The organism is Citrobacter cronae (genome assembly GCF_016893685.1).
GTDB lineage: Bacteria > Pseudomonadota > Gammaproteobacteria > Enterobacterales > Enterobacteriaceae > Citrobacter > Citrobacter werkmanii.
Window position 1 is genome coordinate 2522836 of sequence record NZ_CP069763.1, and the last position, 19962, is coordinate 2542797.

Consider the following 19962-nt stretch of genomic DNA (forward strand, 5'->3'; position numbering starts at 1 on the left):
TTGTCGATTCATGCCAATTACAGGCTGGAAACGTTCTCGGTCAGGTATTTTGCCACGCCGTCCGGAGACGCGTTCATACCTTCTTTACCTTTTTCCCACTGCGCCGGGCAAACGTCGCCGTGCTCTTCGTGGAACTGCAGCGCGTCAACCATGCGCAGCATTTCGTCGATGTTACGACCCAGCGGCAGATCGTTAACCACCTGGTGACGAACAACGCCGTTAGCGTCGATCAGGAAAGAACCACGCAGAGCAACGCCCGCTTCCGGGTGCTCGATGCCGTAGGCTTTCTGGATTTCGCGTTTGATGTCAGCAACCATTGCGTATTTCACCGCACCGATGCCGCCTTTGTCGACAGGGGTGTTACGCCATGCGTTGTGGACAAATTCAGAGTCGAAAGAAACGCCAACAACTTCAACGCCGCGCTTCTGGAATTCTTCGTAACGTTTGTCGAATGCGATCAGTTCAGACGGGCAAACGAAAGTGAAGTCCATCGGCCAGAAGAACAGAACGGTGGTTTTACCGTTGGTATGCTGTTTGAAGTTGAAGTTTTCAACGATCTCACCGCTACCCAGTACCGCAGCTGCTGTGAAATCCGGAGCCTGACGAGTTACCAGTACCATATAATTCTCCTGCAATGTTAAGGGGTTTTTGGAACGCAACGCGGGCCAGTATAGAGAGTGTTCGTGAATAAGACAAAGAGGCGCTGGCAATCAATGAGACAGGTTTTGTCTATCAATCTTTTACCGGATGGTGGCTAAGGCTTATCCGGCGCGTTATGCGGGCTGCAATCAAAGGGTTTTACGCTGCGCCTGTTCCATCATCTGCGGATAAAACTGCCAGAAACGTTCTTCTAACGCATCATAATGCGTATCCAGGTCATACCATGAGGCGCGCAGGGCATCGAGACGCGGACGGCGGCTGGCCATGCCGTTCAGGACGTTCTGGATAAAATCCATGTCACGATAGCGCTCAAGCCATTTTTCTGACCATATATAGTTGTTTAAGTTAATAAAGCGCGGCGGCGATTCCGGCAAAATTGTGGTCACCTGGGTGCGGGCATAGCGCACAAAGTCTACCAGCGGGAAGTCTGGGGAGATTTCCGCCCAGTGGCGCGACAGAAAGTGATCCCACATCACGTCCAGCGTAATTGGCGCGACGCGGCGTGTTTCGCTACGAAACCACTCTTTGGCTTCACGCACCTGCGGCAGGTTATCGGTCATCACGTCGATACGACGGTGCATGAAGATGCCTTCCACCACCTCAGGCGAAAAATGCGTTTCCGGATTACCCCGGACAAAATCGGCCAGCAGATTGCCGGAAAGCGAGCTGTCGGCAAGATGAGCGAGATGCAAATGTGCAAGAAAATTCATAGTTAAACGTTTATCCAGAGGGGTAAAGGTTGCAGGGAGAACGCCCCGGCACTAGACTACCCGCCTCTTATTTTAGTCTGAGTCAGTGTCATGCGCGTTACCGATTTCACCTTTGAACTACCCGAATCCCTGATTGCCCACTATCCGCAAGCTGAGCGCAGTAGCTGCCGCTTGCTGTCTTTGGACGGGCCGACGGGCGCGCTGACGCACGGTACTTTCACCGATTTGCTCGATAAGCTCAACCCTGGCGATTTGCTGGTCTTTAACAACACCCGCGTCATTCCAGCGCGTCTGTTTGGCCGTAAGGCCAGCGGCGGTAAGATTGAAGTGCTGGTCGAACGCATGCTGGATGACAAGCGTATTTTGGCACACATTCGCGCCTCGAAAGCGCCGAAGCCGGGTGCCGAGCTGCTATTGGGCGACGATGAAAGTATTAAAGCGACGATGGTTGCCCGTCACGACGCGCTGTTTGAAGTGGCGTTTGACGATGAACGCAGCGTGCTTGATATCCTCAATGCCATCGGCCATATGCCGTTGCCGCCGTATATTGACCGCCCGGACGAAGACGCCGACCGCGAGCTGTACCAGACCGTGTATAGCGAAAAACCGGGTGCCGTCGCTGCGCCGACCGCGGGGCTGCACTTTGACGAGCCGCTGCTGGCGAAACTGCGCGATAAAGGCATTGAAATGGCGTTCGTTACGTTGCACGTCGGCGCGGGTACCTTCCAGCCGGTGCGCGTAGACACTATCGAAGACCACATTATGCACTCCGAATATGCGGAGGTGCCGCAGGATGTGGTTGACGCGGTGCTGGCGGCGAAGGCGCGTGGCAACCGCGTGATAGCCGTGGGAACAACGTCCGTTCGCTCACTGGAAAGCGCGGCGCAGGCTGCAAAAAACGATCTCATTGCGCCGTTCTTCGGCGATACGCAGATATTTATTTATCCAGGCTATAAATACCAGGTGATTGATGCCCTGGTCACTAACTTCCACCTGCCGGAATCGACGCTGATCATGCTGGTTTCTGCGTTTGCTGGTTATAAAAACACCATGCACGCCTACCACGAAGCGGTAAAAGCGGAATATCGCTTTTTTAGTTACGGAGATGCGATGTTTATCACGTACAATCCGCAGGCTATTTCTGAGCGTGTCGGGGAATAAATTTCCGGCATGAGTATTTAACGTCGGACTGTTTTTCTGACGCAGGAGTTAAGATGAAATTTGAACTGGACACCACAGACGGTCGCGCGCGTCGCGGCCGCCTGGTTTTTGATCGTGGCGTAGTGGAAACGCCTGCATTTATGCCGGTCGGTACTTACGGCACCGTAAAAGGCATGACGCCGGAAGAAGTTGAAGCCACCGGCGCGCAGATCATTCTCGGCAACACTTTCCACCTGTGGCTACGCCCGGGTCAGGAAATCATGAAACTGCACGGCGATCTGCACGATTTCATGCAGTGGAAAGGGCCAATCCTTACCGATTCCGGCGGCTTCCAGGTTTTCAGTCTGGGCGATATCCGCAAGATCACCGAGCAGGGCGTGCATTTCCGCAACCCGATCAACGGCGATCCGATTTTCCTCGATCCTGAGAAGTCAATGGAGATTCAATACGATCTCGGTTCCGATATCGTGATGATCTTCGACGAATGTACACCGTACCCGGCCGACTGGGACTATGCTAAACGCTCAATGGAGATGTCTCTGCGTTGGGCGAAGCGCAGTCGCGACCGTTTTGACAGTCTCGGCAACAAAAATGCGCTTTTTGGCATCATTCAGGGCAGCGTTTACGAAGATTTACGTGATATCTCTGTCAAAGGTCTGGTAGATATCGGCTTTGATGGCTACGCTGTCGGCGGTTTGGCTGTCGGTGAGCCGAAGGAAGATATGCACCGCATTTTGGAGCATGTTTGCCCACAGATTCCGGCAGATAAACCGCGTTACCTGATGGGCGTCGGCAAACCAGAAGATCTGGTTGAAGGCGTACGTCGCGGTATCGATATGTTTGACTGCGTAATGCCAACGCGAAATGCCCGTAATGGTCATTTGTTTGTGACTGACGGCGTGGTAAAAATTCGTAACGCGAAACATAAAAGCGACACCAGTCCGCTCGATGCTGAGTGTGATTGCTACACCTGTCGCAATTATTCGCGCGCTTACTTGCATCATCTCGACCGTTGCAACGAAATATTGGGCGCGCGTCTCAACACGATTCATAACCTTCGCTACTACCAGCGTTTGATGGCGGGTTTACGCAAGGCTATTGAAGAGGGTAAATTAGAGAGCTTCGTGACCGATTTTTACCAACGTCAGGGTCGACCAGTTCCACCTGTGAACGTTGATTAATTTTAATAATGAGGGAATTTGAATGAGCTTTTTTATTTCTGATGCGGTAGCGGCAACAGGTGCTCCGGCGCAGGGCAGCCCGATGTCTCTGATTCTGATGCTGGTGGTGTTTGGTCTGATTTTCTACTTTATGATCCTGCGTCCGCAACAAAAGCGTACCAAAGAACACAAAAATCTGATGAACTCCATTGCGAAAGGCGATGAAGTGCTGACTAACGGTGGTCTGGTGGGTCGCGTGACCAAAGTAGCAGAATCTGGCTACATCGCTATTGCGCTGAACGATACCACTGAAGTGGTTATTAAACGTGATTTCGTAGCTGCCGTTCTGCCGAAAGGCACCATGAAGGCGCTGTAATTTATTGTTTTCCCAAAGGGAACTGCCGTGTTAAACCGTTATCCTTTGTGGAAGTACATTATGCTGGTCGTCGTGATTGTCGTCGGCCTGCTTTACGCACTTCCCAACCTGTATGGTGAGGATCCGGCTGTTCAAATCACTGGCGTGCGCGGTGCCGCCGCCAGTGAGCAAACGCTGATCCAGGTCCAGAAAACGTTACAAGAAGATAAAATCACACCTAAGTCTGTGGCTCTGGAAGAGGGTGCTATTCTTGCGCGCTTCGACTCCACTGATACCCAACTGCGCGCACGTGAAGTGCTGATGGGCGTGCTGGGCGATCAATACGTCGTGGCGCTTAACCTTGCTCCGGCAACCCCGCGCTGGCTGGCAGCCATTCACGCAGAACCGATGAAACTCGGTCTTGACCTGCGTGGCGGCGTTCACTTCCTGATGGAAGTGGATATGGATACCGCGCTGAGTAAGTTGCAGGAACAAAATATCGATAGCCTGCGCAGCGATCTGCGTGAAAAAGGCATTCCTTATACTACCGTTCGTAAAGAAGATAACTACGGCCTGAGCATCACCTTCCGTGACAGCAGCGCCCGTGATGAAGCTATCTCTTATCTGAGCAAGCGTCACCAGGATCTGGTTATTACCGGCCAGGGCAGCAATGCTCTGCGTGCGGTGATGACCGATGCGCGACTGAGTGAAGCCCGTGAATACGCGGTACAGCAGAACATCAATATTCTGCGTAATCGTGTGAACCAGTTGGGTGTTGCTGAGCCGGTGGTACAACGTCAGGGTGCTGACCGTATTGTCGTCGAACTGCCGGGTATTCAGGATACCGCGCGCGCGAAAGAAATTCTGGGCGCAACCGCGACGCTGGAATTCCGTCTGGTAAACACCAACGTTGACCAGTCTGCTGCGGCATCCGGGCGCGTGCCGGGTGATTCGGAAGTGAAACAGTCTCGTGAAGGTCAGCCGGTTGTGCTGTACAAACGCGTGATCCTGACCGGTGACCATATCACTGATTCCACTTCCAGCCAGGACGAATACAATCAGCCGCAGGTTAACATCTCGCTGGATAGCGCGGGTGGTAACATCATGTCCAACTTCACCAAGGACAACATCGGTAAGCCGATGGCGACCCTGTTTGTGGAGTACAAAGACAGCGGTAAGAAAGATGCCAACGGTCGCGCCGTGCTGGTGAAACAAGAAGAGGTGATTAACATCGCCAACATCCAGTCTCGCCTGGGTAACAGCTTCCGTATCACCGGTATCAACAACCCGAACGAAGCGCGTCAGCTTTCTCTGCTGTTACGTGCCGGTGCGTTGATCGCGCCGATTCAGATTGTTGAAGAACGTACCATCGGCCCAACCCTGGGTATGCAGAACATCAAACAGGGTCTGGAAGCCTGTCTGGCCGGTCTGGTGGTGTCTATCCTGTTCATGATCTTCTTCTATAAGAAGTTCGGCCTGATTGCGACCAGCGCGCTGATCGCTAACCTGGTGCTGATTGTCGGCATTATGTCGCTGTTGCCGGGAGCTACGCTGAGTATGCCGGGGATTGCGGGGATCGTCTTAACCCTTGCCGTCGCGGTCGATGCTAACGTACTGATCAACGAACGTATCAAAGAAGAGTTGAGTAACGGTCGTTCGGTGCAGCAGGCCATCAATGAAGGTTATGCGGGCGCATTTAGCTCCATCTTCGATGCGAACATTACGACGCTGATTAAGGTCATTATCCTGTACGCAGTCGGCACCGGGGCAATTAAAGGGTTCGCGATTACTACCGGTATTGGGGTAGCGACGTCGATGTTTACCGCAATTGTCGGTACACGTGCCATCGTAAACCTGTTGTATGGCGGCAAGCGCGTCAAAAAGCTGTCAATCTGAGGAGTGCGAAGTGGCACAGGAATATACTGTTGAACAATTGAACCACGGCCGTAAAGTCTGGGACTTTATGCGCTGGGACTACTGGGCTTTCGGCATTTCAGGTTTTCTGCTGATCGCGGCCATCGTAATTATGGGCGTGCGCGGCTTTAACTGGGGTCTCGATTTCACCGGTGGTACGGTCATTGAAATCACGCTGGAAAAACCAGCTGAAATGGACGTGATGCGCGATGCGCTGGAGAAAGCGGGCTTTGTTGATCCGCTTCTGCAAAACTTCGGCAGCAGCCACGACATTATGGTGCGTATGCCGCCAACTGAAGGCGCAGACGGCGGTCAGGTGCTGGGTAGCAAAGTGTTGAGTGTGATTAATGAATCCACCAACCAAAACGCCGCGGTGAAACGAATTGAATTCGTGGGGCCGAGCGTGGGTGCAGACCTGGCGCAAACCGGTGCGATGGCGCTGATGGCGGCGCTGATCTCAATCCTGGTGTACGTCGGTTTCCGCTTTGAGTGGCGACTGGCTGCAGGGGTAGTTATCGCGCTGGCGCACGACGTAATCATCACACTTGGGATCCTGTCGTTGTTCCATATCGAGATTGACCTGACTATCGTCGCATCGCTGATGTCGGTAATCGGTTACTCGCTGAACGACAGTATCGTCGTCTCTGACCGTATTCGTGAAAACTTCCGCAAAATTCGTCGCGGTACGCCTTACGAAATCTTTAACGTGTCATTGACGCAGACGCTGCACCGTACGTTGATTACGTCCGGTACGACGTTGATGGTTATTCTGATGCTTTTCCTGTTCGGTGGTCCGGTACTGGAAGGCTTCTCGCTGACCATGCTTATCGGTGTTTCCATCGGTACCGCGTCTTCTATCTACGTGGCATCGGCGCTGGCGCTGAAGCTGGGTATGAAGCGTGAGCATATGCTGCAGCAGAAGGTCGAGAAAGAAGGGGCGGATCAACCGTCGATTCTGCCTTAAGCGACGCAGAGCGTGTGAAGCGTAAGAACTGGAATCCCGATCGCAAGGTCGGGATTTTTTTTGTCTGTGATTTAACGGTAGGCCATTATCTTTTTCTGTCGTCACACTACTGACAGTATGCTGTCAGTAGCCCTGTCTTATAGTCCTTCTGAGATTACCCACACAGGCAGGAGGAAGTATGAACAACGTAATTAACTGGTTTGAAATTCCCGTGGCACAAATGGAGCGCGCCATCGCTTTTTATGAGCCAGTGATGCAGGTTTCTTTGCGTCGGGAGAATATGGACTGCGCCGAACTGGCCGTATTCCCGCATCAGGATCCCGCTCCTGGCGGGGCGTTGGCTAAATTTGACGGTATTTCGCCTTCAGCGCAGGGCGCTATTATTTATCTGCATACGGACAATTTGGCTGCCACGCTTGAACGCGTCGCCACCGCTGGCGGTCAATGCGTGTTTGGCCCGCTCGAACTGGGGCAGGACATTGGTACGATTGCGCTATTTACTGACAGTGAAGGCAATCGTGTTGGTTTACATCAACCCGCGTAATATTTTCAGGCCAGAGGATTAAAATGAGTAGACGCGCCGACCGTTTGTTTCAGATTGTACAAATCCTGCGTGGCAGGCGAGTGACAACGGCGGCGCTGCTGGCAGAACGTCTTGACGTTTCTGAACGGACGATTTATCGCGATATCCGCGATCTCTCTTTATCCGGCGTGCCCATTGAAGGCGAAGCGGGCAGCGGATACCGCTTAATGGCCGGGTTTGATCTGCCACCGTTGATGTTAACGCATCACGAATCAGAAGCATTGATGGTCGCGATTCGGTTGCTGAAAACATGGGGCGGGGATTCACTTTCACAGGCACTGGAGTCCGCGCAGGAAAAAGTGCTGGCGATATTGCCGCCAGAGAGTCGCCGGAGGGCCGAGCAAACGCGGATTTTTGCGCCAGATTTTGGTAATCAGCCGCATTCACGCAGTGCCTTCGATCTCATACATCGCGCGGTTTCGGCGCAGCAGACGCTGGCGCTGCATTATCGAGATGAGTCCGGGAATCTCTCCTGGCGCGACGTTCAGCCGCTGGGATTATTTTTCTGGGGCGAGCACTGGCTTCTGGTTGCCTGGTGCGAGAAGCGTGACGATTATCGCTGCTTTCGCGTTGATCGCTGTCTGAAGATCACGCTGCTCGACAGGCATTTTCGTGAATCGGCAGATCGCTCGCTAAGTGACTTTTTACGTAAAGTACGTTGTGAAGACCAGCCGTAAAAAAGCCAGCGGTTAAGCTGGCTTGTCTGCGATAAATTGTCTGGATTAGAAGTTGTAACCTACGACCAGATAACCACCCCAACCGGTTGATTTTGCGCTGAAGTCGCCTTCGCCCCAGTTCAGGGTATCCCCACCTTTCCACTGGCCGCCGTTATGGAAATAACGCGCGACTACGGAGTAGTGCCAGTGATCGTAGTTCAGCGCCAGCACGTGGCTGGAAGCGATAGAGTTGCTGGTACGGTTAGGATCATCACCCAAATCTGAACCCCAGTCGAAGTTGGTGAAGCCAATATAGGTCAACTGACCACCCCAAACCTGGGTGATCGGCACAAAGTATTTCACTTTGAAACGGTAACCATCCCACTCGTTTTCGTTGGATGCGCCATAGTTCTGCCACTGGTATTTAGCATACACGTTCAGGGACAGACCCATCGGCAGACCGGTGTCGATATCGGTACCCAGACCCATATACCAGGTGCTCTGGCGGCTGGCTTTGTTATCACCCATATCGTAGATGTAGTTGTTGGCGAAGTACCATTCTTTGAATGGTCCAAAGCTCAGGTCAGCACCGGTCAGCTTGTCGATGGAGAAACGCGGTTCGATTTCCATAAACAACGGAGAACCGTCAGACCAGATACCTTTGTCGTTACCGTTACCCCAGTCGAAGGTTTTCGGGATATCGATGTAGCCATAGAAATCAAACCAGTCTTTTTTGGCAAACGCTTCGTATTCCAGATACACGTCGTTGTTCAGTTTCGGAGAGAAACGGGTGTGGTAGCTGCCCACCACGTTGACGCTTTGGTGCCACCAGTCGGACAGATATTGCGGTTTGTCATTTTCTGCTGCGTTGGCAGTAAAAGACGAGGAGAGCGCCAGCACTGCACCGGCTGCAAGTAATGTTTTTTTCATATGTATGCCACTGTTTGAAATCCCTTTCGGGAGTGAAAAATGCGCAAATTGCGTTTCTAAATATTTCGTAATTCTTCGGAGCCTATTATAAAAATCATTGTTCACAAAAATATGTCTTGTTTCACAGTTCTATCATTTACGTAATCGATTGCGTTCACGTTTGCGTACTTTAGGCGGCGAATTGTACTGGCTCTGATGAATGTTGCCAAGTTTTGCCAGAAATATCGGTTATGTCAGGGGAGTAACAAAAGGGGACGAATTGATGTTGCGGAACGCACAAAACGTTCCGCAAAAAAGTTTATTGGCTAACAGGCTGTACGTCGTGAATGCGAACAAATCCCAACTGGTCGGGGGAGAGACCATTTATCTGCAACGGAATGTCTACGTCGCTGGGGGCAAGAATACTTGCCGGGGCATTGACCAGTTGATTTTGAACATTCACTTCCTGGTAATTCTCTGTAGTGCCCTGAATTTGCCCGTACTCTACGGTGGCGCTGAAGGCGGGCAAGGGCGTATTGGACTCGCCCTGAATGCGTAGCGTTAACCGTGTGCCATCGGCGTTTGGCGCAATATTCACCAGCGACATACGTAGCGTGCCGATCTGGCTTTCCAGCCGGGCAGGCGTTTTGGAGCCCGGCAACAGATAGGCGCCACTGGTCGATTTGGCATTCAACATATTTTGTTGCGTAATTTTTACGGTTTCCTGATTAAGCTGCGTCATCTCTTTATTTAGCGTGCTTACGCTTTGATGCATCTGGCGTACTTCGCTTTGCTGCGCGCAGGCGCTAAGACTAAAGAGGCTTCCCACCAGGAGAATTCTTAGGTAACGTCTTGTCATTGTGATTACTTCCTTCATTGTCGCGATAGCATAATGGTAGTGTGCACAGAGCACGAAGGCATCGATCCTTTGTCTCAAAAGCGCTGCGCCTTTGTTGTCACGCCAGTTCAGGGTAAAATAGATTTCTGTGAACCACTGAGGTACAGGACGCCGTATGCATTGCCCATTCTGTTTCGCCGTAGACACTAAGGTAATTGACTCTCGTCTTGTAGGCGAGGGCTCCTCAGTACGCCGCCGTCGGCAGTGTCTGGTCTGTAACGAACGTTTCACCACTTTTGAAGTGGCTGAACTTGTCATGCCGCGCGTTGTGAAGAGCAACGATGTGCGTGAACCCTTTAATGAAGATAAGCTGCGCAGCGGCATGCTCAGAGCGCTGGAGAAACGCCCGGTCAGCTCAGATGACGTCGAAATGGCGTTAAACCATATCAAATCACAACTGCGTGCGACTGGCGAGCGTGAGGTGCCGAGTAAGATGATCGGCAACCTGGTGATGGAGCAGTTGAAAAAGCTCGATAAAGTCGCTTACATCCGCTTTGCTTCGGTTTACCGCAGTTTCGAAGATATCAAAGAATTTGGCGAAGAGATTGCTCGCCTACAGGACTAAGCCATGCAGGATGAATTGTACATGGCGCGCGCGCTGAAGCTTGCTGCGCGCGGACGTTTCACTACTCACCCAAATCCCAACGTCGGCTGCGTGATTGTTAAGGACGGGGAGATTGTTGGTGAAGGATATCATCACCGCGCGGGCGAGCCGCATGCCGAAGTCCATGCCCTGCGCATGGCCGGAGAAAAAGCGCAAGGGGCAACCGCCTATGTGACGCTTGAGCCCTGTAGTCATCATGGCCGTACGCCGCCGTGCTGCGATGCATTGATTGCGGCGGGCGTAGCACGCGTCGTTGCCGCGATGCAGGATCCCAATCCACAGGTAGCAGGTCGTGGCCTCTACCGTTTGCAGCAGGCGGGCATTGACGTCAGCCACGGGCTGATGATGAGCGAGGTTGAGCTGCTTAATAAGGGCTTTCTCAAGCGCATGCGTACAGGATTCCCGTATCTGCAGCTTAAGCTTGGCGCATCGCTCGATGGCCGTACGGCGATGGCCAGCGGGGAAAGCCAGTGGATCACCTCGCCGCAGGCGCGCCGCGATGTGCAACGGCTGCGCGCGCAAAGCCATGCCATTTTAACCAGCAGCGCGACGGTACTGGCCGACGATCCTCAGCTTACCGTGCGCTGGTCGGAGCTTGGGGAGTCAACTCAGGCGAGTTACCCGCAGGAAAATCTGCGCCAGCCGATCCGCATTGTCCTTGATAGCCAGAATCAGGTCACGCCGGAGCACCGAATTGTGCACCAGCCGGGAGAAACCTGGATTGTCCGAACGAAAGACGATACCCGCAGTTGGCCGGAGTCGGTTCGCAGTATCAAGGTGCCGGAACATAACGGGCATGTGGATTTGGTCGTGCTGATGATGCAACTGGGTAAACAGCAAATTAACAGTATTTGGGTGGAAGCTGGCCCAACGCTTGCGGGCGCGTTATTACAGGCCGGTTTGGTGGATGAGCTAATCGTGTATGTTGCGCCTAAACTGTTAGGCAGCGATGCGCGAGGATTATGTGTGCTGCCTGGGCTTGAGAAACTGGCCGACGCCCCCCATTTCAAATTCAACGAGATACGCCAGGTGGGCCCGGACGTTTGCCTGCATTTAACCACTGCGTGAGGCTTTCTGAATTAGAGGAAGCAGCGCCCAGAATATTATGATAAAATCCGCCCCCCTTACGGGGCCATAAATCGAACCCGAAGGAAGAATATGAACATTATTGAAGCTAACGTTGCTACTCCGGACGCTCGCGTCGCCATCACCATTGCGCGTTTCAACAACTTTATCAATGACAGCCTGCTGGAAGGTGCGATCGACGCCCTGAAACGTATTGGCCAGGTTAAAGATGAAAACATTACCGTCGTTTGGGTTCCAGGCGCGTATGAGCTGCCGCTGGCGGCTGACGCGCTGGCGAAAACCGGTAAATACGATGCGGTGATTGCGTTAGGTACGGTGATCCGTGGCGGTACCGCGCACTTCGAATATGTGGCTGGCGGTGCAAGCAATGGCCTGGCGCATGTCGCGCAGGACAGTGGCATTCCGGTAGCCTTCGGTGTACTGACCACCGAAAGTATTGAACAAGCCATCGAACGTGCTGGCACGAAAGCCGGCAACAAAGGCGCAGAAGCTGCACTGACTGCGCTTGAAATGATTAATGTATTGAAAGCCATCAAGGCCTGATTTTTGTAAGGGGAAATCCGTGAAACCTGCTGCTCGTCGCCGCGCCCGTGAGTGTGCCGTCCAGGCGCTCTACTCCTGGCAGTTGTCCCAGAACGACATCGCTGATGTTGAATACCAGTTCCTGGCGGAACAGGACGTTAAAGATGTCGACGTTCTGTATTTCCGTGAGCTGCTGTCCGGGGTGGCGACTAACAGCGCGTACCTGGATGGATTAATGAAGCCTTACCTGTCTCGTCTGCTGGAAGAGCTGGGTCAGGTAGAAAAAGCCGTACTGCGTATTGCGCTGTTTGAACTGTCTAAACGTAGTGATGTGCCGTACAAAGTGGCTATCAACGAAGCGATTGAACTGGCGAAAACCTTCGGCGCCGAAGACAGCCATAAATTCGTTAACGGCGTACTGGATAAAGCAGCACCTGTGATTCGCCCCAACAAAAAGTAATCCCGAGGCCGGCGGAGAGTGGAACTTGTTTCCGCTATCCCCGGCTTTTTCTTTTTTTCTGCTGAGGCATAACGTATGGCATGCGGCGAATTTTCCCTGATTGCCCGTTATTTTGATCGCGTAAGAACGTCTCGTCTTGATGTCGAAACCGGTATTGGCGACGATTGCGCACTCCTGAACATCCCTGAAAAACAGACATTGGCGATCAGTACCGATACGCTGGTGGCAGGCAACCACTTCCTCCCCGACATTGATCCTACCGATCTGGCCTGGAAAGCCCTGGCGGTGAATTTAAGCGATCTGGCGGCGATGGGGGCCGATCCTGCGTGGTTGACGCTGGCACTGACGTTACCCGACGTTGATGAAGCCTGGCTTGAAGCTTTCAGCGATGGCCTGTTTGAACTCCTTAATTACTACGATATGCAGCTGATTGGCGGTGATACCACGCGTGGGCCGCTGTCGATGACGTTGGGTATTCATGGCTACGTTCCCGTTGGGCGAGCCTTAAAACGTTCCGGGGCAAAACCGGGCGACTGGATTTATGTGACCGGCACGCCGGGCGACAGTGCGGCGGGACTGGCGATTTTGCAGGACCGACTGCAGGTGACAGAACCAAAAGACGCGGAGTATCTGCTGCAACGCCACCTGCGCCCAACTCCGCGTATTTTACAGGGACAAGCCCTGCGCGATCTGGCCAGTGCGGCTATCGATCTCTCCGACGGCCTGATTTCCGATCTGGGGCATATCGTCAATGCCAGCGGCTGCGGCGCGCGGGTTAACGTTGACGCGCTGCCATATTCCACGGCATTCGCCCAACATGTTGAGCCTGAACAGGCGCTGCGCTGGGCGCTCTCGGGGGGGGAAGATTATGAGTTATGCTTTACCGTACCGGAAATCAACCGTGGCGCGCTGGACGTCGCGCTGGCACATCTCGGGACCTCGTTTACCTGCATCGGTCAGATGAGTGCGGATGTTGAAGGCGTTCAATTTACGCGCGATGGAAAATCCGTCACGTTCGACTGGAAAGGATATGACCATTTTGCCGCGCCTTAAAAAAGATGTCGCCAAAAGCCGCCTGAATATGCGTAATCCGTGGCATCTGTTAGCCACCGGTTTTGGTAGCGGGCTGAGTCCAATTATTCCTGGCACCATGGGATCGCTGGCGGCGATCCCTTTTTGGTATTTAATGACATTTCTGCCATGGCAGCTGTATTCGCTGGTGGTCATGCTGTCTATCTGTATCGGCGTTTATCTGTGTCATCAAACGGCGAAAGACATGGGCGTGCACGATCACGGCAGCATTGTCTGGGACGAATTTGTCGGTATGTGGATAACCCTGATGGCGCTACCGACCCTCGACTGGCAATGGGTTGCCGCCGGATTTGTGATTTTCCGTATTCTGGATATGTGGAAGCCGTGGCCGATTCGTTGGTTCGATCGCAATGTGCATGGCGGGACGGGGATCATGATCGACGATATTGTCGCCGGGATACTCTCTGCAGGTATTTTGTATTTTATCGGCCATCACTGGCCGATCGGTATCATTTAACGGGGTTGCCGGATAGCGGCGTAAACGCCTTATCCGGCTTACAATCTACAATCGCGCTTATTTAAATCCCACTACCGGGTGCTGTTTATACGGCGTCTCCAGCTCGGCAATTTGCTCCGGCTTCAGCGTTAAATCCACCGCATTGAGCAATTCATCCAGTTGTTCTTCACGCGATGTACCGATAATGGGCGCAGCCACGCCTGGTTTGCTCAGCAGCCATGCCAGCGCGACCTGCGCCCGCGTAACGCCCAGCTCCTCACTGATGCCAGCCAGCCGGGCGGCAATTTGCGCGTCGTTTTCATCGCTCTCGTTATATAAATTTTTACCGACTTCATCGGAAACCAGACGTGCGGTCGTTTCTCCCCACGGGCGGGTCAGGCGACCACGCGCCAGCGGACTCCACGGGATCACCGCGACACCTTCCTGATAGCAGAGCGGCAACATTTCGCGTTCTTCTTCGCGGTAGATCAAGTTGTAGTGATCCTGCATGCTGACGAACTGCGCCCAGCCGTGTTGCTTCTGCAAGGCCAGCGCCTGAGCAAACTGCGAAGCATGCATGGATGAGGCGCCGATATAGCGAGCTTTACCGGCTTTGACTACATCGTTAAGGGCTTCCAGCGTTTCCTCGATTGGCGTGTTGTAATCCCAGCGGTGAATTTGCAGGATGTCTACATAGTCCATGCCCAGGCGTCTGAGGCTGTCGTCGATTGAGCGCAGGATTTGTGCGCGGGATAATCCTTCTGCTAAATCATCCACCTGGTGAAAAACTTTGGTCGCGACCACGACATCTTCGCGGCGGGCGAAATCACGCAGCGCGCGGCCGACAATCTCTTCGCTGCTGCCAGCGGAGTAGCTGTTGGCGGTATCGAAAAAGTTAATGCCGCCCTCAAGGGCGTGTTTGATTATCGGGCGGCTGCTCTCTTCAGGCAGCGTCCAGGCGTGATTACCGCGATTGGGCTCGCCAAACGTCATGCAGCCCAGGCAAAGGCGGGAGACCCGGAGGTCGGTTTTTCCTAAGGTGTTGTATTGCATTCATTCGCTCCTGCTTAGCGTGTTATTCATTAAGCATAGCAGGAGCGGGGAGGGGATTATGCCAGCCAGGCCTTGATTTTGGCCTCAATGCCTGCGGCATTAAGACCCAGATCGGCGCGAGCCTCATCCTGAGTGCCCTGTGGGATGAAGAAGTCAGGCAGGCCGATGTTCAGCACCGGAATGGGCTTGCGATGGGCCATCAACACTTCGTTTACGCCACTGCCTGCGCCGCCCATAATGGCGTTCTCTTCAATGGTAACCAGCACGTCGTGTCGGGCCGCCATTTCGAGGATCAACATTTCATCCAGCGGTTTCACAAAGCGCATGTCAACCAGCGTGGCGTTCAACGACTCTGCGACCTGAGCAGCTTCCGGCATCAGGGTGCCAAAGTTAAGAATCGCCACTTTTTCCCCGTGACGCTTCACGATGCCTTTACCTATTGGCAGGTGTTCCAGCGGCGTCAGCTCAACGCCCACCGCATTACCGCGTGGATAGCGCACGACCGATGGCCCGTTGTTGTAGTGATAGCCGGTAAACAGCATCTGGCGGCATTCATTCTCATCGCTCGGGGTCATAATGACCATTTCCGGGATGCAGCGCAGGAAGGAGAGATCGAACGCCCCTTGGTGGGTTTGCCCATCTGCGCCAACGATACCTGCCCGGTCAACGGCGAACAGGACCGGCAGTTTCTGGATGGCCACATCATGCAGCACCTGATCGTAGGCGCGTTGCAGGAAGGTAGAGTAAATAGCCACGACCGGCTTGTAGCCGCCAATCGCCAGACCTGCTGCAAAGGTCACTGCATGCTGCTCGGCAATCGCCACATCGAAGTAGCGGTCCGGGAACTTACGTGAGAATTCCACCATACCGGAGCCTTCGCGCATCGCCGGGGTAATCGCCATCAGCTTATTGTCTTTCGCTGCGGTCTCACATAACCAGTCCCCGAAGATTTTTGAATAGCTTGGCAGGCCGCCGCTGCTTTTCGGCAGACAGCCGCTGGATGGATCGAATTTGGGTACGGCGTGGAACGTGATCGGGTCTTTTTCCGCTGGCTCATAGCCACGACCTTTTTTGGTCATGATGTGCAGGAACTGCGGGCCTTTCAGATCGCGCATGTTCTTCAGCGTGGTGATAAGTCCCAGCACGTCGTGCCCGTCCACCGGGCCGATATAGTTAAAGCCCAGCTCTTCAAACAGCGTGCCCGGCACGACCATGCCTTTGATGTGTTCTTCGGTACGTTTGAGCAGCTCTTTAATCGGCGGTACGCCGGAGAACACTTTCTTCCCGCCTTCGCGCAGCGAAGAGTAGAGTTTGCCTGAGAGTAATTGCGCCAGGTGATTGTTCAGCGCGCCGACGTTCTCTGAAATCGACATTTCGTTGTCGTTGAGGATAACCAGCATATCGGGCTTAATATCACCCGCATGGTTCATCGCTTCAAACGCCATCCCGGCGGTGATAGCGCCGTCGCCAATCACACAAACGGTACGGCGATCTTTGCCTTCTTTCTCGGCGGCAACCGCAATACCAATGCCAGCGCTAATGGACGTTGAGGAGTGCCCAACGCTCAGTACGTCATACTCGCTCTCACCGCGCCACGGGAACGGATGCAAACCGCCTTTCTGACGAATGGTGCCGATTTTATCGCGGCGGCCGGTCAGAATTTTGTGCGGATAAGCCTGATGTCCCACATCCCAGATTAACTGGTCAAACGGGGTGTTATAGACGTAGTGCAGCGCGACGGTAAGTTCCACCGTGCCCAGACCAGAGGCGAAGTGCCCGCTGGAACGGCTCACGCTGTCGAGCAAATAGCGGCGCAGTTCGTCGCAAAGCTTTGGCAGGCTCTCTTTTGGCAGCAGGCGTAACTCCTGGGTGGAGTCGACCAGCGCCAGGGTCGGGTATTTGGCTATATCAAAACTCATCGCAAGCTCATGGGATATGTTGGTTTATTTATCACGCTGGATTATATAGTCCGCTAGCGCTTCCAGTGCCGAGGTATCGAGTGACTGCGCGGCCAGTAAACTTAGCGACTGGCGGGCATCCTCGATTAAATCCCGGGCTTTATTCCGGGCTTGCTCAAGACCCAGAAGTGCAGGATAGGTACTTTTGCCAAGCTGCTGGTCAGCACCCTGACGTTTACCCAATGTTGCAGTATCGCCTACCACATCCAGTATGTCATCCTGAACCTGGAAGGCCAGACCGATGCTTTCTGCGTATTTGTCGAGTATTGCCAGGCATTCCCGCCCTTTATCGCCTGCGCTTAATGCACCCAGACGCACGGCGGCGCGAATCAATGCCCCGGTTTTATGGCGGTGAATACGCTCCAGCGCATCCAGCGCAACCTGATGGCCTTCCGCTTCCAGATCCAGCGCCTGGCCGCCGCACATGCCGGCGATACCGCTGGCCTGCGCCAGTTCAGAGATCATCGCGATGCGGTCACGGTCAGATACTTCCGGCATCGGGGCGTCGCTGATAATGGAAAACGCCAGCGTTTGCAGCGCATCTCCGGCCAGGATCGCGTTTGCCTCGCCAAATTTTACATGGCAGGTTGGCAGACCGCGGCGCAGGTCGTCGTCGTCCATCGCGGGTAAATCATCATGCATCAGCGAATAGGCATGGATGCACTCGACGGCGGCAGCGGGAGCATCAAGCGTACTCAGGCTGACGCCAAACATCTGACCGGTCGCATACACCAGGAATGGGCGCAGACGTTTACCGCCTAATAATGCGCCATATTGCATGGTTTCGACCACGGGAGTGTTCTGAAAGGGCAGTGGCGTGATAAAACGGCTCAGTGCCTGATTGGCCTGCTCAACGCAAGCCTGTAGCTGCTGCGTAAAATCCATTTACTCATTATCCGGTGTAAAAGGCGTAAGGGCGGCGTCTTCGGTGTCTGACAGCAGGATTTGTACGCGCTGTTCAGCCTGTTGCAATTTGACCTGTCCCTGACGCGCCAGTTGTACGCCACGTTCGAATTCGTTCAGCGCTTCTTCCAGCGGCAGGTCGCCGCTTTCCAGGCGGGTAACAATCTGTTCCAGCTCGCTCAGCGCTGTTTCAAAACTGGCTGGCGCTTCATTTTTCTTCGGCATAATGAATGTCTGACTCTCTGTATTGGCAGCACAAGACTATGGTAACGGACTCGCACTGATAAGCAAATAACGCGCAATGGTAAGGCGATGTGCACAGGATGACCATGATAGTGGTATACTTGCGCGCCTGGATGCAGCCGCAGGGTATGGGCTGCTGTATTTTTTTCCATTACAAGTCATTCAGACTTGCCAAAGAACCATTGCCGCCATGAAGTTTATCATTAAATTGTTCCCAGAAATCACCATCAAAAGCCAATCTGTGCGTTTGCGCTTTATAAAAATTCTGACAGGGAACATTCGTAACGTTTTAAAGCACTACGATGAAGACCTTGCCGTTGTCCGTCACTGGGATCACGTTGAGGTTCGCGCTAAAGATGAAAGCCAGCGTCTGGATATTCGCGACGCGCTGACCCGTATTCCGGGTATCCACCATATTCTCGAAGTAGAAGACGTGCCGTTTACCGACATGCACGATATTTTCGAGAAAGCGCTGGTGCAGTATCGCGATCAACTGGAAGGAAAAACCTTCTGTGTACGCGTTAAGCGTCGCGGTAAGCATGAGTTTAGCTCCATTGAGGTGGAACGTTATGTTGGCGGCGGGTTGAACCAGCATATTGAATCCGCGCGCGTGAAGCTGACGAAACCGGACGTGACGGTGAATCTTGAAATCGAAAATGACCGTCTGCTGCTGGTTAAAGGCCGCTATGAAGGTATTGGCGGTTTCCCGATTGGTACGCAGGAAGACGTCCTGTCGCTGATCTCCGGTGGTTTCGACTCCGGCGTATCGAGCTACATGCTGATGCGTCGCGGCTGCCGCGTACACTATTGCTTCTTTAACCTCGGCGGCGCTGCGCATGAAATTGGCGTTCGTCAGGTGGCGCATTATCTGTGGAACCGCTACGGTAGCTCGCATCGCGTACGTTTTGTCGCGATCAACTTTGAGCCGGTGGTGGGCGAGATCCTGGAGAAAGTCGACGACGGTCAGATGGGCGTGGTCCTTAAACGTATGATGGTACGAGCGGCATCGAAAGTCGCTGAGCGCTACGGCGTACAGGCACTGGTAACCGGTGAAGCGCTGGGCCAGGTGTCCAGCCAGACGCTGACCAACCTGCGCCTGATTGATAACGTTTCGGATACCCTGATCCTGCGCCCGCTTATCTCCCATGATAAAGAACACATCATCAACCTGGCGCGTGAAATTGGTACCGAGGACTTTGCGCGTACCATGCCGGAATACTGCGGCGTAATTTCAAAAAGCCCAACGGTGAAGGCGATTAAAGCGAAGATTGAGGCCGAAGAAGAAAACTTCGATTTCTCTATCCTCGATAAAGTGGTCGAAGAAGCGAACAATATCGATATTCGCGATATCGCCCAGCAGACTCAGCAGACCGTGGTGGAAGTGGAAACCGTGAGTGGTTTCGGCTCAAACGACGTGATTCTGGATATCCGTTCTGTGGATGAACAGGATGACAAGCCGCTGAAGGTGGAAGGTGTGGACGTGGTTTCACTGCCGTTCTACAAGCTGAGCACCAAATTCGGCGATTTAGACCAGAGTAAAACCTGGCTGCTGTGGTGTGAACGCGGCGTGATGAGCCGCCTGCAGGCGCTGTATCTGCGCGAGCAGGGCTTTGAAAACGTGAAGGTGTATCGCCC

22 protein-coding genes are annotated in these 19962 nt (G+C 53.6%); 14 read left to right on the top strand and 8 right to left on the bottom strand.

Features of this window, described 5'->3' with window-relative positions; all coding sequences use genetic code 11:
• Positions 1-17: 17 nt before the first annotated feature.
• Both JSN25_RS10635 and acpH read right to left on the bottom strand, forming a co-directional pair.
• Positions 18-620, bottom strand: coding sequence for a peroxiredoxin (locus tag JSN25_RS10635; protein WP_003021524.1), 603 nt, complete (start codon positions 618-620; stop codon positions 18-20).
• A 168-nt stretch (positions 621-788) separates the two neighbouring features.
• Entirely contained in the window at positions 789-1370 is a 582-nt protein-coding gene (gene acpH, locus JSN25_RS10640) for an ACP phosphodiesterase (RefSeq protein ID WP_038638179.1), read from the bottom strand.
• A gap of 90 nt (positions 1371-1460) precedes the next feature.
• Here acpH and queA point away from each other — a divergent pair, with 90 nt between their 5' ends.
• The 7 genes from queA (at position 1461) to JSN25_RS10675 (ending at position 8184) form a co-directional block, all read left to right on the top strand.
• Positions 1461-2531 (top strand): tRNA preQ1(34) S-adenosylmethionine ribosyltransferase-isomerase QueA, encoded by a 1071-nt coding sequence (gene queA / locus JSN25_RS10645; protein ID WP_038638182.1) that lies wholly within the window; start codon positions 1461-1463, stop codon positions 2529-2531.
• A 53-nt stretch (positions 2532-2584) separates the two neighbouring features.
• On the top strand, positions 2585-3712 hold the full coding sequence (gene tgt, locus JSN25_RS10650) for a tRNA guanosine(34) transglycosylase Tgt (RefSeq protein ID WP_003021535.1): 1128 nt from the start codon (positions 2585-2587) through the stop codon (positions 3710-3712).
• Between the two features lie 22 nt (positions 3713-3734).
• Positions 3735-4067 carry a preprotein translocase subunit YajC gene (gene yajC, locus JSN25_RS10655; RefSeq protein WP_003021544.1) on the top strand — a complete coding sequence of 111 codons (333 nt, stop codon included), beginning with the start codon at positions 3735-3737 and terminating at the stop codon, positions 4065-4067.
• A gap of 27 nt (positions 4068-4094) precedes the next feature.
• Positions 4095-5942, top strand: a complete 1848-nt coding sequence (gene secD, locus JSN25_RS10660) for a protein translocase subunit SecD (RefSeq protein WP_204525704.1) — start codon at positions 4095-4097, stop codon at positions 5940-5942.
• A gap of 10 nt (positions 5943-5952) precedes the next feature.
• Positions 5953-6924: a protein translocase subunit SecF gene (secF, locus tag JSN25_RS10665; protein ID WP_038638190.1), complete on the top strand. Its 972-nt coding sequence runs from the start codon at positions 5953-5955 to the stop codon at positions 6922-6924.
• Between the two features lie 178 nt (positions 6925-7102).
• On the top strand, positions 7103-7468 hold the full coding sequence (locus JSN25_RS10670; RefSeq protein ID WP_069323951.1) for a VOC family protein: 366 nt from the start codon (positions 7103-7105) through the stop codon (positions 7466-7468).
• 23 nt (positions 7469-7491) lie between these two features.
• Positions 7492-8184 carry a helix-turn-helix transcriptional regulator gene (locus JSN25_RS10675; RefSeq protein WP_199966060.1) on the top strand — a complete coding sequence of 231 codons (693 nt, stop codon included), beginning with the start codon at positions 7492-7494 and terminating at the stop codon, positions 8182-8184.
• Positions 8185-8229: 45 nt separating this feature from the next.
• On the opposite strand, the gene JSN25_RS10680 is transcribed toward JSN25_RS10675, so the two are convergent.
• Together JSN25_RS10680 and JSN25_RS10685 are read right to left on the bottom strand one after the other, a co-directional pair.
• Positions 8230-9093: a nucleoside-specific channel-forming protein Tsx gene (locus tag JSN25_RS10680; RefSeq protein ID WP_003021561.1), complete on the bottom strand. Its 864-nt coding sequence runs from the start codon at positions 9091-9093 to the stop codon at positions 8230-8232.
• Positions 9094-9391: 298 nt separating this feature from the next.
• Positions 9392-9931 carry a SadB/YajI family lipoprotein gene (locus JSN25_RS10685; RefSeq protein WP_069323953.1) on the bottom strand — a complete coding sequence of 180 codons (540 nt, stop codon included), beginning with the start codon at positions 9929-9931 and terminating at the stop codon, positions 9392-9394.
• 154 nt (positions 9932-10085) lie between these two features.
• Between JSN25_RS10685 and nrdR the strand changes: the two genes are divergently transcribed.
• From nrdR to pgpA, 6 genes are all read left to right on the top strand, one after another.
• Positions 10086-10535, top strand: a complete 450-nt coding sequence (nrdR, locus tag JSN25_RS10690) for a transcriptional regulator NrdR (protein ID WP_016152032.1) — start codon at positions 10086-10088, stop codon at positions 10533-10535.
• 3 nt (positions 10536-10538) lie between these two features.
• A complete protein-coding gene (gene ribD, locus JSN25_RS10695) occupies positions 10539-11642 on the top strand; it encodes a bifunctional diaminohydroxyphosphoribosylaminopyrimidine deaminase/5-amino-6-(5-phosphoribosylamino)uracil reductase RibD (RefSeq protein WP_038638204.1) in 1104 nt (367 codons plus the stop codon).
• A 90-nt stretch (positions 11643-11732) separates the two neighbouring features.
• Positions 11733-12203, top strand: coding sequence for a 6,7-dimethyl-8-ribityllumazine synthase (ribH, locus tag JSN25_RS10700; RefSeq protein ID WP_003021575.1), 471 nt, complete (start codon positions 11733-11735; stop codon positions 12201-12203).
• 19 nt (positions 12204-12222) lie between these two features.
• On the top strand, positions 12223-12642 hold the full coding sequence (gene nusB / locus JSN25_RS10705) for a transcription antitermination factor NusB (protein ID WP_000801129.1): 420 nt from the start codon (positions 12223-12225) through the stop codon (positions 12640-12642).
• Between the two features lie 75 nt (positions 12643-12717).
• A complete protein-coding gene (thiL, locus tag JSN25_RS10710; RefSeq protein WP_204525705.1) occupies positions 12718-13695 on the top strand; it encodes a thiamine-phosphate kinase in 978 nt (325 codons plus the stop codon).
• The gene (pgpA, locus tag JSN25_RS10715; RefSeq protein WP_038638206.1) at positions 13673-14191 is read left to right on the top strand and encodes a phosphatidylglycerophosphatase A; all 519 of its coding nucleotides are present in this window, start codon (positions 13673-13675) and stop codon (positions 14189-14191) included. The genes thiL and pgpA overlap by 23 nt, the downstream gene beginning before the upstream one ends.
• 57 nt (positions 14192-14248) lie before the next feature.
• Here the strand turns inward: pgpA and yajO are convergent, their stop codons facing one another.
• The 4 genes from yajO to xseB are packed head-to-tail and all read right to left on the bottom strand — an operon-like array spanning position 14249 to position 18309.
• Positions 14249-15223 carry a 1-deoxyxylulose-5-phosphate synthase YajO gene (gene yajO / locus JSN25_RS10720; protein WP_042310115.1) on the bottom strand — a complete coding sequence of 325 codons (975 nt, stop codon included), beginning with the start codon at positions 15221-15223 and terminating at the stop codon, positions 14249-14251.
• Between the two features lie 56 nt (positions 15224-15279).
• Entirely contained in the window at positions 15280-17142 is a 1863-nt protein-coding gene (gene dxs, locus JSN25_RS10725) for a 1-deoxy-D-xylulose-5-phosphate synthase (RefSeq protein WP_204525706.1), read from the bottom strand.
• A 24-nt stretch (positions 17143-17166) separates the two neighbouring features.
• On the bottom strand, positions 17167-18066 hold the full coding sequence (ispA, locus tag JSN25_RS10730; protein WP_038638213.1) for a (2E,6E)-farnesyl diphosphate synthase: 900 nt from the start codon (positions 18064-18066) through the stop codon (positions 17167-17169).
• Entirely contained in the window at positions 18067-18309 is a 243-nt protein-coding gene (gene xseB / locus JSN25_RS10735; protein ID WP_038638224.1) for an exodeoxyribonuclease VII small subunit, read from the bottom strand.
• A 208-nt stretch (positions 18310-18517) separates the two neighbouring features.
• On the opposite strand from xseB, the gene thiI reads away from it, so the two are divergent.
• Positions 18518-19962, top strand: a 1445-nt coding sequence (gene thiI / locus JSN25_RS10740) for a tRNA uracil 4-sulfurtransferase ThiI (protein WP_038638226.1), incomplete at its 3' end; no start/stop codon positions are given.

Bases quoted from the DNA above. Each gene is read 5' to 3' on its own strand.
- acpH (WP_038638179.1), bottom strand. From the start codon at position 1,370: ATGAATTTTCTTGCACATTTGCATCTCGCTCATCTTGCCGACAGCTCG.
- JSN25_RS10685 (WP_069323953.1), bottom strand. From the start codon at position 9,931: ATGACAAGACGTTACCTAAGAATTCTCCTGGTGGGAAGCCTCTTTAGT.
- dxs (WP_204525706.1), bottom strand. From the start codon at position 17,142: ATGAGTTTTGATATAGCCAAATACCCGACCCTGGCGCTGGTCGACTCC.
- ribH (WP_003021575.1), top strand. From the start codon at position 11,733: ATGAACATTATTGAAGCTAACGTTGCTACTCCGGACGCTCGCGTCGCC.
- queA (WP_038638182.1), top strand. From the start codon at position 1,461: ATGCGCGTTACCGATTTCACCTTTGAACTACCCGAATCCCTGATTGCC.
- JSN25_RS10675 (WP_199966060.1), top strand. From the start codon at position 7,492: ATGAGTAGACGCGCCGACCGTTTGTTTCAGATTGTACAAATCCTGCGT.
- JSN25_RS10635 (WP_003021524.1), bottom strand. From the start codon at position 620: ATGGTACTGGTAACTCGTCAGGCTCCGGATTTCACAGCAGCTGCGGTA.
- yajO (WP_042310115.1), bottom strand. From the start codon at position 15,223: ATGCAATACAACACCTTAGGAAAAACCGACCTCCGGGTCTCCCGCCTT.
- JSN25_RS10680 (WP_003021561.1), bottom strand. From the start codon at position 9,093: ATGAAAAAAACATTACTTGCAGCCGGTGCAGTGCTGGCGCTCTCCTCG.
- tgt (WP_003021535.1), top strand. From the start codon at position 2,585: ATGAAATTTGAACTGGACACCACAGACGGTCGCGCGCGTCGCGGCCGC.
- pgpA (WP_038638206.1), top strand. From the start codon at position 13,673: ATGACCATTTTGCCGCGCCTTAAAAAAGATGTCGCCAAAAGCCGCCTG.
- ispA (WP_038638213.1), bottom strand. From the start codon at position 18,066: ATGGATTTTACGCAGCAGCTACAGGCTTGCGTTGAGCAGGCCAATCAG.
- nrdR (WP_016152032.1), top strand. From the start codon at position 10,086: ATGCATTGCCCATTCTGTTTCGCCGTAGACACTAAGGTAATTGACTCT.
- xseB (WP_038638224.1), bottom strand. From the start codon at position 18,309: ATGCCGAAGAAAAATGAAGCGCCAGCCAGTTTTGAAACAGCGCTGAGC.
- yajC (WP_003021544.1), top strand. From the start codon at position 3,735: ATGAGCTTTTTTATTTCTGATGCGGTAGCGGCAACAGGTGCTCCGGCG.
- JSN25_RS10670 (WP_069323951.1), top strand. From the start codon at position 7,103: ATGAACAACGTAATTAACTGGTTTGAAATTCCCGTGGCACAAATGGAG.
- thiL (WP_204525705.1), top strand. From the start codon at position 12,718: ATGGCATGCGGCGAATTTTCCCTGATTGCCCGTTATTTTGATCGCGTA.
- ribD (WP_038638204.1), top strand. From the start codon at position 10,539: ATGCAGGATGAATTGTACATGGCGCGCGCGCTGAAGCTTGCTGCGCGC.